Consider the following 16,748-nt stretch of genomic DNA (forward strand, 5'->3'; position numbering starts at 1 on the left):
GCCATCGTCGTGGCTAGCCTGGGACCGTGAGCGACTACGACCCCCGCCTGGTCGACCTCTACGACGAGGACAATCCCGATGGACCCGATCACGACTTCTACCGCGCCCTCGCCGCGGAAGTGGACGCGGCGTCGGTTCTGGACGTGGGCTGTGGCACCGGGATGCTGACCGTCTCGCTCGCGCGGACGGGCCGCCAGGTCGTCGGGGTCGACCCGTCGCCTGCGATGCTGGCGTTCGCCCGGCACCGCCCCGACGCCGCGAAGGTCGTGTGGGTCGACGGCGAGAGCTCGGCAGCCCCCGCCGGGCCGTTCGACCTCGCAGTCATGACGGGGAACGTCGCACAGCACATCCCCGATTCCGCGTGGAGGCGGACTCTCGCCGATATCCGCGAGCGGATGCCGGCGGGTGCGGTGCTCGCGTTCGAGAGCCGCAATCCCGCCGCCCGCGCGTGGGAGGACTGGCACACCGCTGACCTCACGACGCGGGAGACCCCGCACGGCACCTTGGAGGAGGGGATGTCCGCGACGACGCGCGATGACCGGATCGTCGAACTCGTAGCCGTCAACCGCTTCCTCGCGACCGGCGAGGTAGTCCGTGAGGTACAGCAGCTCGTGTTCCGGACGCTCGGCGAGATCGAGCGCGATCTGGCCGCGGCGGGCTTCGCTGTGGAATCCGTGTTCGCGGACTGGAAGCGCACCCCGTTCGACGCGGACGCGGTGCCCGTTTCTGCCCTCATGATCGTCGTCGCGCGGGCGCGCTGACGTCACCTCCCCACACCGAGGCGCGGCCCCGTCCGCTTGCCCGACGATCGCATGACACACCGGCGATCAGAACGGCGGAACGGCCGGCATATCGCCCTCCCGCTGCGGCGGCCACGCTGGCGCCGCCGCGAAGGCGACGAGGGGTGGTGGTGCGTCTTCGCGGTAGACCCGGCCGGTCGGTGATGTCCAGATCAGGCGCCCGCCGGGGAGTTGTCTGACTCGCCATCTCGTGTGGTGTTTGACGTCGTGGTGTCGTTTGCAGAGGTTCGCCAGGTTGCGCACGTGTGTTGCCCCGCCGTCGGATGCGGCGATGGTGTGGTCGAGTTCGCAGCGGATGGCGGGTTGTCGGCATCCGGGGAACCGGCAGTGCCGGTCCCTCGCCCGCAACAGTCGGACCATGGCGGCGGTGGGCCGGTACGTGTCGCATTCGAGCACCGAGCCAGTCACGGGGTGGGTGAGCAGTCGGTCCCAGGAGGTCGCGTCACCGGCAAGCTGGCGTGCGGTGGTGGCGTCGATGGGGGAGCGCCCCGCCAGATCGGCTGGCCCTTCGTCTTGCCCCATCAGAGTCAGCGCCGACACGGCGACTTGCACGTGCGCGCGGATCGCGCCGAGCGTCCCGTCCCCGTCGCCGGTTGCGGTGGGGTCGAGCGCGGGCGAACCGGCGAGGAGGAGGTCGCTGAACACGTCGGCGCGGACCTGATCGATCGTGCGGGCGTCACCGATGAAAGAGGATCCTCCGTCGTGTGTGGAGTCGCCCAGACCCTCGGCATCCGCAGCGTCGGCTTTCGCCCGTGCGTTGATAATCTCCCGCGTCTGCCGTGTGAGTCGGTCCACGATTCCGTCGGCGATCACGGTGGGCAGCGTCGCGATGAGATCCGACATGCCGTCGGCCCCGGTCCGCACCTGCACACACCGCCCCGCCGCGGCCTCCTCGTGGCGTTCGGTGAAGCACCGCGGGTGCATCCGCTCCGCGAGCATCTGCAAACTCCCGCGCACCCGGTTCGGGGTCTCGCCCTCGCACCGTTCGATCGCGGCTCGCTCGAAGTCCTCGCGGTCGTCCGCGGGCACGATGCATCCGATCTCCTGGATCACCCGCACGTGTCCTCGGACGATGCGCCCGTCCTCCCACGCCGCCGTCGTCACCGGGAAGTTGTCCACGAGGTCTCGTGCTTCGTCGATGCGGCGTTGCAATGTGCGGTCGGTCGCGACGAACACCCCGGCCAGCTCCGCCGCGATCCCACGCAACGCCATCTCCCGCGCCTTGACGCGTTCCGACGCCCCCGCGGACTGGGACTCGGCGAGCACCCCGGCCGCTGCGAGCACCCGAACCTCACGAATCTGCACCACCCGCGCGGCATCCGAAACACCCTCGGCGTCCGCGACCAGCTGAGCGAGGGCGTCGACGTCGCCGTCGCTGCCCATCCCGCCGCCACGTCCGTCATTCGAATGCATGTTCGAATCATGTCACGGACCTCCGACATCGGTCGGTCACTCTCCACAGCTCCCGGACAACTCCAGGAACGCACAAGGGGCCCGGACGCGTCGGCATCCGGGTCCCTTCGGTGGGCGTTCCCCTCAGGTCAGCCGCTCTTGCGGCGGAACTCTCGTTTCGTCATGGCGCCATGCGACGCGTGCACCGACGAGTCGCCGTCGAGATGCGCCTCTCCCGTGCGGTGCCGCGCATTCTTCTTCTCGAGCGCCTCACGGAACTTGCGCTTCACATCGTCGGATGCCGCGCCGGCGGGCTTGTCTGCTTCGCTCATACGGCCACGATACGCAGGCGAGGGTCTCGCTGGTAGGCTGGGGCAGGTTGCCGTCCGGCACCCGCTCAATTCAACACTGAGCTCATGGAGCGGATCCGGCAGGAAGCTGGTCCCCTGTGGTGGGTTCCCATCCCGATCGAATCCCGATCGCGGAGATGGTGATCTTCGACTGGTGACCAGCGCAGGCGGTTCTCGCGGTTTCGTCCGCGCGCCCATATCTGCCCCGCTCCTTCGCACGATCTCGTGCGCGAAACGCGCGTGCGAGTCTAAACAAAGAAGGAGGGACCTCTTGGAAGGTCCAGAAATCACCGCAGCCGAAGCCGTCCTCGACAACGGCCGCTTCGGCACCCGCACCGTCCGGTTCGAGACCGGACGCTTGGCACAGCAGGCGCAGGGCGCCGTTGCCGCCTACCTCGACGAGGAGACGATGCTCCTCTCGGCCACCAGCGCCGGCAAGCACCCGCGCGAAGGCTTCGACTTCTTCCCGCTCACCGTCGACGTCGAGGAGCGCTCGTACGCCGCCGGAAAGATCCCCGGTTCGTTCTTCCGCCGCGAGGGACGTCCCTCGACCGAGGCGATCCTCGTCTGCCGTCTGATCGACCGGCCGCTGCGCCCGTCGTTCGTCGACGGCCTCCGCAACGAGGTCCAGATCGTCATCACGGTCCTCTCGATCGCACCCGGTGAGTACTACGACGCCCTCGCGATCAACGCGGCGTCCGCGTCGACTCAGATCTCGGGCCTGCCGTTCTCCGGCCCGATCGCCGGCGTCCGCCTGGCTCTCGTCCCCGGTCACGGCGAGCACGAGGACCAGTGGGTCGTCTTCCCGAACCAGAAGATCGTCGAAGAGGCCGTGTTCGACCTCACCGTCGCCGGCCGGGTCCTGCCCGACGGCGAAGTGGCCATCATGATGGTCGAGGCCGAGGCGACCGAAGGCAGCTGGAACCTCATCAAGGGCGGCGCCGTCAAGCCGAGCGAAGAGGTCGTCGCACAGGGCCTCGAGGCCGCGAAGCCGTTCATCAAGCAGCTCGTCGACGCGCAGGCGTCGATGGCGGCATCCGCGTCGCGCGAGCCGGGCGTCTACCCCGTCTTCCCGCCGTACGCCCCCGAGGTCTACGACTTCGTCGCCGAGCGCGCCTACGGCGAGCTGACGAGCGTCTACCAGATCGCCGACAAGCAGGAGCGCCAGAGCGCCGACGACGCGATCAAGGACCGCGTCAAGGGCGAGGTCGCCGCCGCGGTCGAGGCCGAGCAGCTGCCCGCCTCCGCGCTCGCGGAGTTCTCCGCCGCCTACAAGTCGGTCACGAAGAAGATCGTCCGCGGCCGCATCCTCAGCGAGGGCGTGCGCATCGACGGTCGTGGACTCGCCGACATCCGTCCGCTCGACGCCGAGGTGCAGGTCATCCCGCGCGTCCACGGCTCGGCGATCTTCCAGCGCGGCGAGACCCAGATCCTGGGTGTCACGACGCTGAACATGCTGAAGATGGAGCAGCAGATCGACTCGCTCTCGCCCACGACGAGCAAGCGCTACCTGCACCACTACAACTTCCCGCCCTACTCGACCGGTGAGACCGGCCGTGTCGGCAGCCCCAAGCGTCGCGAGATCGGGCACGGCTTCCTCGCCGAGCGCGCGCTCGTCCCCGTGCTGCCGAGCCGCGAGGAGTTCCCGTACGCGATCCGTCAGGTCTCCGAGGCCCTCGGGTCGAACGGCTCGACCTCGATGGGCTCGGTGTGCGCCTCGACCCTGTCGCTGCTGAACGCCGGTGTGCCCCTGCGCGCCCCGGTCGCCGGTATCGCGATGGGTCTCGTGTCCGACCAGGTCGACGGTGAGACCCGCTATGCGGCGCTGACCGACATCCTCGGAGCCGAGGACGCCCTCGGCGACATGGACTTCAAGGTCGCCGGCACGAGCGAGTTCGTCACGGCGATCCAGCTCGACACGAAGCTCGACGGCATCCCGTCGTCGGTGCTGACCGCCGCGCTGACGCAGGCCAAGGAGGCGCGTCTGACGATCCTCGGTGTCCTGAACGCCGCGATCGACAGCCCCGACGAGATGGCGCCGACGGCTCCGCGGGTCATCAGCGTCCAGATCCCGGTCGACAAGATCGGCGAGCTGATCGGCCCCAAGGGCAAGACGATCAACTCGATCCAGGACGAGACCGGTGCGGACATCTCGATCGAGGAGGACGGCACCGTCTACATCGGCGCGACCGACGGCCCCTCGGCCGAGGCGGCCCGTGCCCGGGTGAACGCGATCGCCAACCCCACGAACCCCGAGGTCGGCGAGCAGTTCCTCGGCACCGTCGTGAAGATCGCGACGTTCGGTGCGTTCATCTCGCTCCTGCCCGGCAAGGACGGACTGCTGCACGTCAGCGAGGTCCGCAAGCTCGCCGGTGGCAAGCGCGTCGAGAACGTCGAGGATGTCCTCGGCGTCGGCCAGAAGATCCTCGTGCGCATCACGAAGATCGACGACCGCGGCAAGCTCTCCCTCGAGCCCGTTCTCGAAGAGGCCGCCGACCAGGACAGCTCGGCCGCTGCGAGCGAGGGCCCCGAGGCTCCCGCCGAAGGCTGAACCAGCTGATCGTCCGGATGCCCGCCCCCGTCTCGGGGGCGGGCATCCGTCGTCTGGGATGACCGTGATGAAACAGTTACATGGAATTCACGGCCCGTTCGCGACAATGCGCGCCCACCGGTGTCGGGTGTCCTACTCTCGAAGTGCGCGCCGAGGAGCCGCGCCCCGCTATTCCTCGGCGTCGACCGGAGGTGTGTGATGTCGGGGGAACGGGTGGCCCAGGTCGCATCGACCGGTGCGCCCGCCGCGGCCGCAGCCGCCACCGCGCATCCCTCGAGCCCGATCCCGGTCCACGGCAAGCCGCTCGGCGCCGACATCCGCGTCGACCTCGGCGAGACCGGGATGCGGATCTTCCCTCTCATCCTCGGGGGATCCGATTTCGGCTGGACGATCGACCTCGCGGCGAGCCACGCCGTCCTCGACGCTTACGTGCAACGCGGTGGCAACGCTCTGCACACCTCGGACGGTTACGCATCGGGCCGGAGCGAGCACATCATCGGCCGATGGCTTGCGAACCGGGGCAACCGTGACGAGATCGTCGTCACGGTGCGGGTCGGCGGCAATCCCGACAACCCGGGTCTCGGTCCCGTCAACCTCGTTCGGTCCGTCGAGGCATCGCTCGGTCGCCTCGGCATCGAGCGCATCGATGTGCTGTACCTGGATGCCGCGACAGATGGCATCACGGCGCTCGAAGACACTCTCGCGACGGCCGAGTGGCTCGTGGACAGCGGGAAGGTGCGCGCCCTGGGAGCCGCGGGCTACACCGCCATGCAGCTCGTCGAAGCCCGCATCCTGTCGTCCGCGGGGTATCCGCGCTTCGCCGCGCTCGACGTCGCCTACAACCTGCTGCATCGCTCCGACTTCGACGGTGACCTGCGCCTGATCGCCGGAGCCCAGGGCCTCGCCGTCACGCCTTCGCAGGCTCTCGAGCACGGCTACCTGACCGGAAGTCACCGCGATCGCGCGGGCTTGTCGTCGTCGGTGCGGGGGTCGCAGCTCGCCGCGTGGATGAATCGTCGCGGCACACGGACGCTGAAGGCGCTCGACCGTATCTCGGAGGAGCTGTCGGTGCCGACCGCAGCGATCGCGGTGTCGTGGCTCCTCGCGCAGCGCGTGGTCACGGCCCCCATCGTCAACGCGAGTCGGCCCGCGCACGTCGATCAGCTCGTTCAGGGAGTCGGAGCACGACTCGGTCGCTCGCACCTCGCGGAGATCGCGCGCGCCGTCGAATAGGCCGCTTCGTGATGCCTCCGAGCGGCTGTCGGAGGGGTGACGTAGGGTGGATGGCGCCCTGTTCATCGTTTCGAATCGAGCTTCTGTGACGCAGTATCTCTACCTCGTGCGCCACGGAGAGCATCAGGACGCCGAGCACGGTCTCGAAGACGGTCCGCTGTCTCCCCGTGGGCGCCGTCAAGCCGAGCTGCTGGCCGATCGCATCTCCGGAGTCCCGCTCGACGCGGTGTGGCATTCGCCGCTGGAGCGCGCCCAGGAGACCGCCCGCGCCGTCGCCAAGCGCCTGCCCTCGCTCTCGCCACAGGCGTCATCGCTGCTGTTCGACTGCGTCCCGACCGGGATGACGCCGGAAACGCCCGCCGTCTACGAGCCCTTCTTCGGTTCGTACACCGAGGCCGAGACCGAGGCCGGCGCAGCGCAGATGGCGGATGCCGTCGGCGAGTTCCTCGCGCGCAAGCCCGACACCCACGAACTGCTGATCACCCACAACTTCGTCATCGCGTGGTTCGTGCGCGAGGTGCTGCAGGCGCCGGACTGGCGCTGGCTGACGATCAACCAGGCGCACTGCGGGCTCACGGTGCTCGCGCAGCGGCCCGGCCGCCCGTGGACGATGGTGTCGCACAACGACCTCTCGCACCTGCCCGTCGAACTGCGCACCGGTCTTCCCGACATCCTCCCGGTCTGAGTCCATGACCGACGAGCCCCGCAATCCCGCTCAGCTCCGGCCGCACGATTCCGCTTGGGCCGATGCCGCGGCCGCGGCTCTCGATCGCGTTCGAGAGGCGATCTGAGCGTTCGGCTCGGACAAGCCGGGTTCCGCCGCGAGTGGGGGTCACGCCCCGATCCGCCCGGCGTCAGCCGCGACATCCCGCGAGGCGCAGACGACGTTCCCGATGAGGCCGCGAACGCCGGCAAGACGGACTACGACGACTACACCCGGGCGAAGACGGCCTTCTTCGGCGACGTGCGCGGCTGACGCGCGCCGACACACCCTGACGCACCACCGGCCCGGGGCCGATTGGACGCGGCGCGCACGGGGCCGGAGAATCGTTCGGTGCTCGATGGTCCTCTGCTCGCCGACTGGCTCCCCGTCTCCGTTTCGGCGCTGATCTTCCTGATCGTCGCGGCCGGAGTGGCCGGGTGGGTCGATGCGGTCGTCGGCGGGGGAGGCCTGATCCAGCTTCCCGCGCTCGTCATCGGCGTGCCGAAGGACGTCGCGACGCCCTTCATCCTCGGCACGAACAAGCTGTCGTCCTTCGCCGGCACGCTCTCGGCGAGCTGGGTCTACCTGCGGCGCATCCGTGTGCAGCTCGTGCTCCTCGTGCCACTCGTTGCGGGAGCTTTCGGGGGCTCGGCAGCGGGCGCGGCGCTCTCGCGCTACGTTCCCCGAGAGCTCCTCACCCCGATCGTCCTCGTCGCGGTCGTGGCGGTCGCCGTCTACACCCTCATGAAGCCCAAGATGGGTCTGCACCACGAGCCCCGCCATGAGTCGCGTGCCGCGATCGTGTGGCGCTCGGCGATCATCGGCATCGGAGTGGGCTTCTACGACGGCATCCTCGGCCCTGGCACCGGTTCGTTCTTCGTGATCCTGCTCGTCGCCGTGCTCGGATACGGATTCCTGCAGGCGAGCGTGAACGCCAAGATCGCGAACCTCACGACGAACCTCGCGGCGCTTCTCGTCTACGGGGTGCACGGCGAGATCCTGCTCCTCCTCGGGATCATCATGGCCACGGCGAACATGACCGGCGGGTTCATCGGCGCACGCATGGCGACGAAGAACGGCAGTGGATTCGTGCGCATCGTGTTCCTCGTCGTCCTGTCGGTGCTGGTCGTCAAGCTCGCCTGGGACACGTTCGTGCAGTTCGCGCCCGCGTAGGCTGGTCGTCATGACCACGCGCGTGGCCCTCGTGGGCGGCACCGGAAAGCTCGGCGGCATCATCCGAGACGTCATCGAGGCCGCCGACGGCTTCGAGATCTCGGCGGTCCTGACGAGCCGCAGCAGTCTCGACGAGCTCGATGGCGCCGACCTCGTCGTCGACGCCTCGACCCCTGCCGTGTCGACGGATGTCGTCCGGGCCGCTGTCGAGCGCGGCATCAACGTCCTGGTCGGCACCTCGGGCTGGTCGCAGGAGCGCATCGCGCAGGTCCGCCCGGCGGTCGATGCCGCGGGCGTGGGCGTCGTCTTCATCCCCAACTTCTCGCTCGGCTCGGTGGTCGGCAGCGCTCTCGCCGCCGCGGCAGCCGCGCTCTTCCCCTCGATCGAGATCATCGAGGCGCACCGCGAGACGAAGGTCGACTCGCCCAGCGGCACCGCTGTCCGTACCGCCGAGCTCATCGCCGCCGCCCGCGCAGGTGTGGGGCCGGTCGAGTCGCCGCACGCGGATCAGCGCGCCCGAGGCCAGAAGGTCGCGAGCGTCCCGATCCACTCGCTGCGCCGCCCCGGCGTCGTCGCCCGTCAGGAGACCATCCTCTCGGGCCCCGGAGAGGCGCTGTCGATCGTCCACGACACCGTCGATCCCGCGCGAGCGTACGAGCCCGGCATCCGCATCGCCCTCGATGCCGCCCGGGACGCGCGGGGGATCACGGTCGGCCTCGACAGCTTCATCGACATCGGCATCCGGCCGCCCTCGCCGGCGACGACCAACGCGCCGGGCGACGAAGGCGACGTGCCCGGTCAGGTCGCGCGCGTCACCGGAGCATGAGCACCCGCATCCTGACGCTGGTCATGGCGGCGCTGCTGGCGCTGTACATCGTCTTCGTCGCACAGCGCGCCGTGCTGCTCGTCATGACGGGGGAGCCCGTTGGCGTCGCGATGGGCGTGGCCCTCATCGTCCTCCCGATCATCGCCGCCTGGGCCCTCGGGCGCGAGCTGATGTTCGGTGCGAGCGCGTCGCGGCTGGCCCGGCGGCTCGAGCAGGAGTCGGCGCTGCCGGAGGAGAGCGTCGACCTGTCGCCGAGCGGCCGTCCGGATCGCGCCGAGGCCGACGCGCTGTTTCCGCGGTACCGCGAAGCCGTCGAAGTGGCTCCCGAGGACTGGCGCGCCTGGTTCCGCCTGGGCCTCGCCTACGACGGCGCCGGCGACCGTCGGCGCGCGCGTCAGGCGGTGCGCACCGCGATCTCCCTCGAACGCGCCCAGCGGCGCGCCTGAGTCACCGCGGCGGGACGACGGCGCGCACGGCATCCTCCACGCGCTCGTGCGTGAAGGCGAAGCCCGACTTCTGCAGAACCGCGGGCGCCACGTCGGTGTCGTTGGTCAGCAGCGCCTCGGTCGCGTCGCGCCCGAGCACGAGCCGCAGACCCCACTCGGGAGCGCGGACCAGGTACGGGCGATTCATCCGCATCGCCAGCGCGAAACCCAGATCGTTCGCCGTCGCCCGCGTCGGCCCCGTGAGGTTGACCGGTCCGGTCACGTCGGCATCGATGAGGTGGCGGATGGCAGCGACCTCATCGACGAGCGAGATCCACGGCCACACCTGGGTTCCGCGACCGATCGGTCCCGACAGGCCCGCCCGCGTCAGCAGCATGAGCGGCTTCAGGACGCCCTCGGGGTGCACGACCGGCGCGGTCCGCAGGAGGACCACGCGCGCCTGCTCGCGAGCGGTCAGCGCAGCCGCTTCCCACTCGCCGCACAGATCGGCGAGGAACGAGTCGCCACGCGGCGCGGTCTCCGTCATGCGGACGCCGGGCCGGGTCGGGTAGTAGCCGACGGCTGACGAAGACAGGAAGGCGGGGGCATCCGAGCCGAGCGCGCGCACGGCCGTCGCCAGGGTCTCCGTCGGCAGCAGCCGCGACCACACGAGCTCGTGCTTGTACGAGCGCGTCCACGGGAATCGGCCGATGCTCGCGCCGTTCAGCCCCACGACGGCGCGAGCGCCGTCGAGGACGCCCGGATCGAGCGGACGCTCTCCGGGAGACCACTGGACCTCGTCGGCCGTCACGGGCGAGCGGCGCACGAGACGCGTGACCTCGATGCCGTCGCTGCGCAGCGATTCGACGAGGGCGCGTCCGATCAGACCGGACGCGCCCGCGACGACGACGCGGCCCGCGGAGCCCTGATCAGCCAAGCGTGGCCTCGAGGGTGATCTCGATGCCGGCGAGGGCGGCCGACACGGGGCATCCGCTCTTCGCCTCCTGCGCCAGCCGGTCGAAGTCCTCAGCCGACAGGCCCGGGACGACAGCGTTGACGTTGAGGTGAGACCCGGTGATGCCGGTGCCCGGGATGAAGGTCACCGACGCCGTGGTCTCCACCGACTCGGGAGGCGTGCCGTTCTCGGCCAGGGCGTGCGAGAGGGCCATCGAGAAGCACGAGGAGTGCGCGGCGGCGATGAGCTCCTCGGGAGTCGTCACGGCGCTGGAGCCTTCGCTCCGGGCCTTCCAGTTGACCTCGAACGGGCCCTGGTTCGAGCTCTCGAGGGCGATCTGGCCCGATCCCTCGGTCAGGCTGCCCTTCCAGCTGGTGGTTGCTTCGCTCGTGACGCTCATGACTCTCCTCTTCACAGGCGGCAGCGGATGCCGCATCGACACGGCGCGGAGTGCGCTCGCGTCGAGCCTAAGTCGGCCGCGTCGCCGCCGGAACGTCTTGACAGGTTCCGCCGGCGGGCTCAGACGGCGGCGGAATCGGCTCGCAGCCGCAGGATCTCGAGCTGCACGACATCCCGTCGTGGCGCGCCGCCGAACCGTGTGCGCACGACGCCCCTCCCGTCGAGGACGAGGGTCGTGGGCGTCTGAGCGATCTGGAAGCGACGCGCGATGTCGGGGCGATCGGTCACGTCGACGTCGAGGTGCACGACGTCGTCGCAGTCACGGGCCATCTCCGCAAGCGTGCGGTGAACGGCGGGGCAGCGGTGACAGGTCTCGGTGCTGAACTGGAGGAGCGTCGCGGTGCGACCCAGCGCATCGGGCTCCGCACCCAGCCGACGCGGATCGACGACGTCGAAGCGGGGGATCGGATAGGGCCGCGAGGTGCGCCACCGCAGGAAGACTCCGATCCCGCCTGTGACCGCTAACAGGCAAGCCAGGAGGACCGCCACCGCCATGAGTTCCACAACAGCCCACAGTAGACCTTTCGGCGAGCCGGGAGGACTCGGGGCGCCGGGGGTAATCTGAGAGTGTGAGCGACGCCGAGCAGACCCCGACCAGTCCCGAGATCGAGTTCCGCAGCGACGTGACGGTCGAGCTCGTCCGCGCGAGTGCCGCCGACTCCGATGTGCTGTTCGCGGCGCGTGTGTCGACGCAGGGGGAGCAGACCCTGGACGCCGCCGCCGCGGGCACCGAGGCCTCCGGCCGCGACCGCGGCCTGATCAACTACCTCATGCGCGACCGCCACGGCTCGCCGTTCGAGCACAACTCGATGACGTTCTACGTGCAGGCGCCGATCTTCGTGTTCCGCGAGTTCATGCGTCACCGCATGGCCTCGTACAACGAGGAGTCGGGCCGCTACCGCGAGCTGCGTCCGGTGTTCTACGTCCCCGGGCGCGAGCGCAACCTGAATCAGGTCGGCAAGCCCGGCGCGTACGAGTTCCTGCCCGGCACCGACGAGCAGTTCGCCGTGGTCGACGAGAGCACGCGGCAGGCCTCGGTCCAGGCCTACGAGGCTTATCGGCGCATGCTCGACGCCGGTGTCGCCCGCGAGGTCGCCCGCATCGTGCTGCCGCTGAACATCTACTCGTCGATGTACGTCACGGTCAACGCGCGCTCGCTCATGAACTTCCTGTCGCTGCGGACCAAAGTCGAGGGGACGCACTTCCCGTCGTTCCCGCAGCGCGAGATCGAGATGTGCGCCGAGAAGATGGAGACCTTCTGGCGTGAGCTCATGCCGCTCACCCATGCGGCGTTCAACGCGAACGGGCGCGTCGCTCCCTGACGCGTCGGGCCGTGTGCGGACCGGCTGCGCGTCGTCGCTTCCGGCTCAAACGAAGCGGCCGAGCCTGATGCCCGCGTAGGCGAGGGCCGCGACCGTCTCGCCGTCATCGATCCGGCCGTCGGCGACGCGACGCAGCGCGTCGGCGAAGGGAACCCACACGACGCGTTCGATCCCCTCCTCGAGCTGCGTCGCGGCGGCGTCCCGCGCCGGGGTCAGCCCGCGCGCGAGATAGACGTGCTCGGGGGCCACGGCGATGCCGTTGAGAGCGTTCATCCGCCCGATGGGCTCCCAGCTGTCGGCGACCAGTCCCGTCTCCTCAAGGAGCTCACGCTTCGCGGCGACGAGCGGTTCCTCGCCGTCGCTCCCGCCCGCCGGAACCTCGAGCGAGCGTCCGGTCGTGTATCGGTCGACCTCCACGAGACAGACGCGGTCGTGCTCATCGACCGCCACGACGAACACCGCCGGATGCCGCATCTCGACGACGCCGTAGATGCCGTCGCCCGCGGGCCCCGTCACCTGGTCCTCGCGGACGGATATCCATCGGTTCTCGTACGCCGTGCGGGTGCTCCGGGTCGTCCAGGCCATGCGGCAACCCTAGAGCGCCCGGCGCCCGGCCCCGGCGATACATCTGTCGGACCGGTGGGGTTGGTGTCGCGTCGGCCGGCCTTCGAGGCGCATCCCGCACCGCGAGTCCGACGGTTGTATCCGGCTCGAGGTCGCTCGGCGCTCCTCCCCAGTCCGCCGCGGGTCCGCTCCGTCCACAGACGGCCGATGCCCTGAGCGACGAGCTCGCGTTCGCGGCCAACGTCGGGGCATGAGCGGATACGAACTGGCCACGAGGATCCGCGCGATGGGCGGGTGCGTGCGGTCGCGCTGGTTGACTTCGCGAGGCGTCACGCGGTTGCAGCTGGCGCGGGCGGTCGAGAGGGGCGCGCTCGTCAGGGTCCGGCACGGCGTCTACGCGGCTCCGGATGCCGAGCCGGCCGTCGTCGAAGCCGCTGCCCACGGCGGCGAGGTGTGCTGCGTCTCGGCATTGCGACGGCGCGGCGTGTGGGTGCTCGAGCCGCAGGAACGCCTGCACGTGCGGGTCGGGCGTGCCGGTCGTGTGCATGCGCACCCGGGGTGCCGCTGCGTCACTCATCACGACGGGGATGCCGCGGCATTCGGTGCCGTCTCGCTCGTCCACGCGCTCGTGCAGGCGGCCTCATGCCTCGGCGCCGAGGCCTTCTTCGTGGCGTTCGAGTCGGCGTGGCGGCTCGGCCTGCTCACGCGCGCGGACCGGGCGGAGGTGCGCCTGACGCTCCCGGCCCGCTTCCGATACCTCGTCGATCTCGCTCGTCCCGATGCCGACAGCGGACTCGAGTCCCTCCTGCGGCTGCGCCTCTCTCGGCTGGGCATCTCCGTCGAGAGTCAGGTGCTCATCCCGGGTGTGGGGCGGGTCGACTTCCTCGTCGCGGGGTGCCTCATCATCGAGGTGGACGGCCGTCTCAACCACGAGGGCGCGTCGCTGCGGCACAAGGATCTCGTGCGCGACGCCGAAGCGGCGGCGATCGGCTACGAGACTCTGCGCTTCGACTACTCCCTCGTCGTCTTCGAGTGGACGCGCGTCGAGCGGGCCGTCCTCGCCAGGCTGGACGCGATCCGTAGGCTCCGCTGAGCCCGCGGGCGGGCGCCGGAGGCACGACTCCCGATACATCCGTCGGACCGGCGGGGCGGATGTCGCCTCGCGGCGCTGCCGTACCGCCACCAGCACCGCTGGTCCTGCGAATGTATCGGCGACCGGAAGTCAGCCCGTCGCCGCCGCGTCGCAGAGGCGGAACCGATACCCTGAGACCATGACGCACTCGGGCAATCCCTTCGGACAGGTCCTCGTCGCGCTGGTCACCCCCATGACCGCCGACGGTGAAGTCGACTGGCCCGCCGTCGAGAAGCACATCGACGACGTCATCACGGCGGGCGCCGACGGCATCGTCGTCACCGGCACGACGGGGGAGACGAGCACGCTCACCGACCCCGAGAAGCTGCGCCTCGTCGAGGTCGGCAAGTCGGTCTCGGCGGGTCGCGCCAAGATCATCACCGGCGGCGGCTCGAACGAGACCGCGCACGCGATCGAGCTCTACAAGGCCAGTGAGAAGGCCGGCGCCGACGGCATCATGATCGTCACGCCGTACTACAACAAGCCGACACAGGCCGGCATCCTGACGCACTTCCGCCTCGTCGCCGACGCGACGGACCTGCCGGTCATCCTCTACGACATCCCGGGCCGCACCGGCGTGCCGATCAAGTACGAGACGATCCTGCGCCTCGCGAAGCACCCCAACATCCTGGCGATCAAGGACGCGAAGGGCGACTTCAGCGAGGTCAGCCGCGTGCTGAACCAGACCGACCTCATGTACTTCTCGGGTGATGACGCCAACGTCCTGCCGCACCTCTCGATCGGAGCGAGCGGCCTCATCGGTGTCACGGCGAACATCACCGCGACCCCGTACCGCACGATCGTCGACGCCGTGAACCGGGGCGATCTCGCGGCGGCGACCGAGGCGCACAAGAGCCTCGAGCCGCTCGTGCGCGCGGTCATGACCCACGTGCCGGGCACCGTCAGCGCGAAGTACATCCTGCACGGCCTCGGCCGCATCTCGAGCCCGCGCGTGCGGCTGCCCCTCGTCGGCCCCGAAGAGTGGGAGGCCGCCATCATCGAGGACGAGCTCGCCCTCGTCTCGGGCGTTCCCGGCGCCGACTTCTCCAACTTCCGTCCCGACCGTAACGCCGCCGCCGGCGGCGCCCTGCCCAAGGTGCACGGGACGACCCGCTAGACGACAACGATGAGGATGCCGCGTACGTCGGCGTCCCGAGGAAGCGTGCCAATGCCCACGAACGTCTTCAGCCCGCCCGCTCTCGAACCCGGAACGCTGCGGGTGTACCCGCTCGGAGGCCTCGGCGAGGTCGGTCGGAACATGACCGTCTTCGAGTACGAGGGCAAGCTCCTCGTCGTCGACTGCGGCGTGCTCTTCCCCGAGGAGCACCAGCCGGGTGTCGACCTGATCCTTCCCGACTTCGAGCCGATCAAGCACCGTCTCGATGACATCGTCGGCGTCGTCCTGACCCACGGTCACGAGGACCACATCGGCGCGGTCCCCTACCTGCTCAAGCTCAAGGGCGACATCCCCCTCATCGGTTCGGGTCTGACGCTCGCCCTCATCGAGGCGAAGCTCAAGGAGCACCGCATCCGCCCCTACACCCTCACGGTCGCCGAGGGGCAGGAGGAGCAGGTCGGCCCGTTCGACCTCGAGTTCATCGCGGTGAACCACTCGATCCCCGACGCCCTCGCCGTCGCCGTCCGCACCCCCGCGGGCCTCGTGCTCGCGACGGGTGACTTCAAGATGGACCAGCTGCCGCTCGACGGTCGCATCACCGACCTTCGTGCGTTCGCGCGGCTGGGCGAGGAGGGCGTCGACCTCTTCCTCGTCGACTCCACCAACGCGGACGTCCCCGGCTTCACCCCGACCGAGCGCGGCATCGGCCCTGTGCTCGACCAGGTCATCAGCAAGTCGCCGCGGCGTGTCATCGTCGCGAGCTTCTCCAGCCACGTGCACCGCGTGCAGCAGGTGGTGGATGCCGCGGCCGCGAACGGTCGCCGCGTCGCCTTCCTCGGCCGCAGCATGGTCCGCAACATGACCATCGCGGAGAACCTCGGGTACCTGAACGTCCCCGACGGCGTGCTCATCGACTACAAGAAGGCCAAGGACCTGCCCGACGATCGCATCGTCTACATGTCCACGGGTTCGCAGGGCGAGCCGATGGCCGTGCTCTCGCGCATGGCGAATCTCGAGCACGCGATCGAGCCCGGCCCGGGAGACACCGTGATCCTGGCCTCGAGCCAGATCCCGGGGAACGAGAACGCGATCTACCGCGTCATCGACGGGCTGACCAAGCTCGGCGCGAACGTCGTGCACAAGGGCAACGCCAAGGTGCATGTCTCCGGTCACGCCGCCGCCGGCGAGCTGCTGTACTGCTACAACATCCTCAAGCCCCGCAACGTTCTGCCCGTTCACGGCGAGTACCGCCACCTGATGGCCAATGCGAAGCTCGCTCAGGACACCGGCGTTCCGGCGGACCGGACGATCCTGGCCGAGAACGGAACCGTCGTCGACCTCAAGGACGGCGTCGCCGAGGTCGTCGGCCAGCTCGACATCGGGTTCGTGTACGTCGACGGCTCGACCGTGGGCGAGATCACCGATGCCGACCTCAAGGACCGCCGGATCCTGGGCGAGGAGGGTTTCATCTCGGTCATCGTCGTCGTGGACGGTAAGACCGGTCGGGTCGTCAGCGGCCCGGACATCCACGCGCGCGGTGTGGCCGAGGACGACTCCGTATTCGAGGGCGTCAAGCCGAAGATCGCGGCGGCGCTCGCGGAAGCCGTTCAGTCGGGTACCCGCGACAACCACGCGTTGTCACAGGTCGTCCGGCGCACGATCGGCCGCTGGGTCAACCAGTCGCTGCGTCGACGTCCGATGATCGTCCCGGTCGTCATCGAGGCCTGACCCGCGTCGTTCCGCGGT

At 69.7% G+C, this 16,748-nt stretch carries 17 protein-coding genes; 11 read left to right on the forward strand and 6 right to left on the reverse strand.

What is annotated here, in order from left to right:
- Nucleotides 1-26 precede the first annotated feature (26 nt).
- Entirely contained in the window at nt 27-761 is a 735-nt protein-coding gene (locus tag AA0Y20_RS07940) for a class I SAM-dependent methyltransferase (RefSeq protein WP_412938584.1), read from the forward strand.
- Between the two features lie 66 nt (nt 762-827).
- Here AA0Y20_RS07940 and AA0Y20_RS07945 read toward each other — a convergent pair whose 3' ends face one another.
- Complete coding sequence (locus tag AA0Y20_RS07945; protein WP_412938585.1) at nt 828-2,213, reverse strand: DUF222 domain-containing protein; 1,386 nt, start codon at nt 2,211-2,213, stop codon at nt 828-830.
- 128 nt (nt 2,214-2,341) lie between these two features.
- Complete coding sequence (locus tag AA0Y20_RS07950; RefSeq protein ID WP_412938586.1) at nt 2,342-2,524, reverse strand: DUF5302 domain-containing protein; 183 nt, start codon at nt 2,522-2,524, stop codon at nt 2,342-2,344.
- Nucleotides 2,525-2,813: 289 nt separating this feature from the next.
- Here AA0Y20_RS07950 and AA0Y20_RS07955 point away from each other — a divergent pair, with 289 nt between their 5' ends.
- The 6 genes from AA0Y20_RS07955 (at nt 2,814) to AA0Y20_RS07980 (ending at nt 9,474) form a co-directional block, all read left to right on the forward strand.
- A complete protein-coding gene (locus tag AA0Y20_RS07955) occupies nt 2,814-5,093 on the forward strand; it encodes a polyribonucleotide nucleotidyltransferase (protein ID WP_412938587.1) in 2,280 nt (759 codons plus the stop codon).
- A gap of 198 nt (nt 5,094-5,291) precedes the next feature.
- Nucleotides 5,292-6,326 carry an aldo/keto reductase gene (locus AA0Y20_RS07960; protein WP_412938589.1) on the forward strand — a complete coding sequence of 345 codons (1,035 nt, stop codon included), beginning with the start codon at nt 5,292-5,294 and terminating at the stop codon, nt 6,324-6,326.
- A gap of 85 nt (nt 6,327-6,411) precedes the next feature.
- Nucleotides 6,412-7,011, forward strand: coding sequence for a histidine phosphatase family protein (locus AA0Y20_RS07965; RefSeq protein WP_023951798.1), 600 nt, complete (start codon nt 6,412-6,414; stop codon nt 7,009-7,011).
- A gap of 369 nt (nt 7,012-7,380) precedes the next feature.
- The gene (locus AA0Y20_RS07970; RefSeq protein WP_412938590.1) at nt 7,381-8,202 is read left to right on the forward strand and encodes a TSUP family transporter; all 822 of its coding nucleotides are present in this window, start codon (nt 7,381-7,383) and stop codon (nt 8,200-8,202) included.
- 10 nt (nt 8,203-8,212) lie between these two features.
- Nucleotides 8,213-9,028 carry a 4-hydroxy-tetrahydrodipicolinate reductase gene (gene dapB, locus AA0Y20_RS07975; RefSeq protein WP_412938592.1) on the forward strand — a complete coding sequence of 272 codons (816 nt, stop codon included), beginning with the start codon at nt 8,213-8,215 and terminating at the stop codon, nt 9,026-9,028.
- The gene (locus AA0Y20_RS07980) at nt 9,025-9,474 is read left to right on the forward strand and encodes a hypothetical protein (RefSeq protein WP_412938594.1); all 450 of its coding nucleotides are present in this window, start codon (nt 9,025-9,027) and stop codon (nt 9,472-9,474) included. The genes dapB and AA0Y20_RS07980 overlap by 4 nt, the downstream gene beginning before the upstream one ends.
- Before the next feature lies 1 nt (nt 9,475).
- On the opposite strand, the gene AA0Y20_RS07985 is transcribed toward AA0Y20_RS07980, so the two are convergent.
- From AA0Y20_RS07985 to AA0Y20_RS07995, 3 genes are all read right to left on the reverse strand, one after another.
- Nucleotides 9,476-10,390, reverse strand: coding sequence for a TIGR01777 family oxidoreductase (locus AA0Y20_RS07985; protein ID WP_412938595.1), 915 nt, complete (start codon nt 10,388-10,390; stop codon nt 9,476-9,478).
- Nucleotides 10,383-10,808: an OsmC family peroxiredoxin gene (locus tag AA0Y20_RS07990; protein WP_023951786.1), complete on the reverse strand. Its 426-nt coding sequence runs from the start codon at nt 10,806-10,808 to the stop codon at nt 10,383-10,385. Before AA0Y20_RS07990 ends, AA0Y20_RS07985 begins: the two co-directional genes overlap by 8 nt.
- Before the next feature lie 119 nt (nt 10,809-10,927).
- A complete protein-coding gene (locus AA0Y20_RS07995) occupies nt 10,928-11,362 on the reverse strand; it encodes a TlpA family protein disulfide reductase (RefSeq protein ID WP_412939726.1) in 435 nt (144 codons plus the stop codon).
- A 74-nt stretch (nt 11,363-11,436) separates the two neighbouring features.
- Here AA0Y20_RS07995 and thyX point away from each other — a divergent pair, with 74 nt between their 5' ends.
- On the forward strand, nt 11,437-12,189 hold the full coding sequence (gene thyX, locus AA0Y20_RS08000) for an FAD-dependent thymidylate synthase (protein WP_412938597.1): 753 nt from the start codon (nt 11,437-11,439) through the stop codon (nt 12,187-12,189).
- Nucleotides 12,190-12,234: 45 nt separating this feature from the next.
- Here thyX and AA0Y20_RS08005 read toward each other — a convergent pair whose 3' ends face one another.
- A complete protein-coding gene (locus AA0Y20_RS08005) occupies nt 12,235-12,774 on the reverse strand; it encodes an NUDIX domain-containing protein (RefSeq protein ID WP_412938599.1) in 540 nt (179 codons plus the stop codon).
- 229 nt (nt 12,775-13,003) lie between these two features.
- On the opposite strand from AA0Y20_RS08005, the gene AA0Y20_RS08010 reads away from it, so the two are divergent.
- The 3 genes from AA0Y20_RS08010 (at nt 13,004) to AA0Y20_RS08020 (ending at nt 16,730) form a co-directional block, all read left to right on the forward strand.
- Nucleotides 13,004-13,846: a type IV toxin-antitoxin system AbiEi family antitoxin domain-containing protein gene (locus AA0Y20_RS08010; RefSeq protein ID WP_412938602.1), complete on the forward strand. Its 843-nt coding sequence runs from the start codon at nt 13,004-13,006 to the stop codon at nt 13,844-13,846.
- A gap of 178 nt (nt 13,847-14,024) precedes the next feature.
- On the forward strand, nt 14,025-15,002 hold the full coding sequence (gene dapA, locus AA0Y20_RS08015; RefSeq protein ID WP_412938603.1) for a 4-hydroxy-tetrahydrodipicolinate synthase: 978 nt from the start codon (nt 14,025-14,027) through the stop codon (nt 15,000-15,002).
- 51 nt (nt 15,003-15,053) lie between these two features.
- On the forward strand, nt 15,054-16,730 hold the full coding sequence (locus AA0Y20_RS08020; RefSeq protein WP_412938605.1) for a ribonuclease J: 1,677 nt from the start codon (nt 15,054-15,056) through the stop codon (nt 16,728-16,730).
- Nucleotides 16,731-16,748 lie beyond the last annotated feature (18 nt).

The sequence above is a fragment of the Microbacterium pratiae genome, assembly GCF_047302165.1.
In the GTDB taxonomy this organism is placed as follows: Bacteria; Actinomycetota; Actinomycetes; order Actinomycetales; family Microbacteriaceae; genus Microbacterium.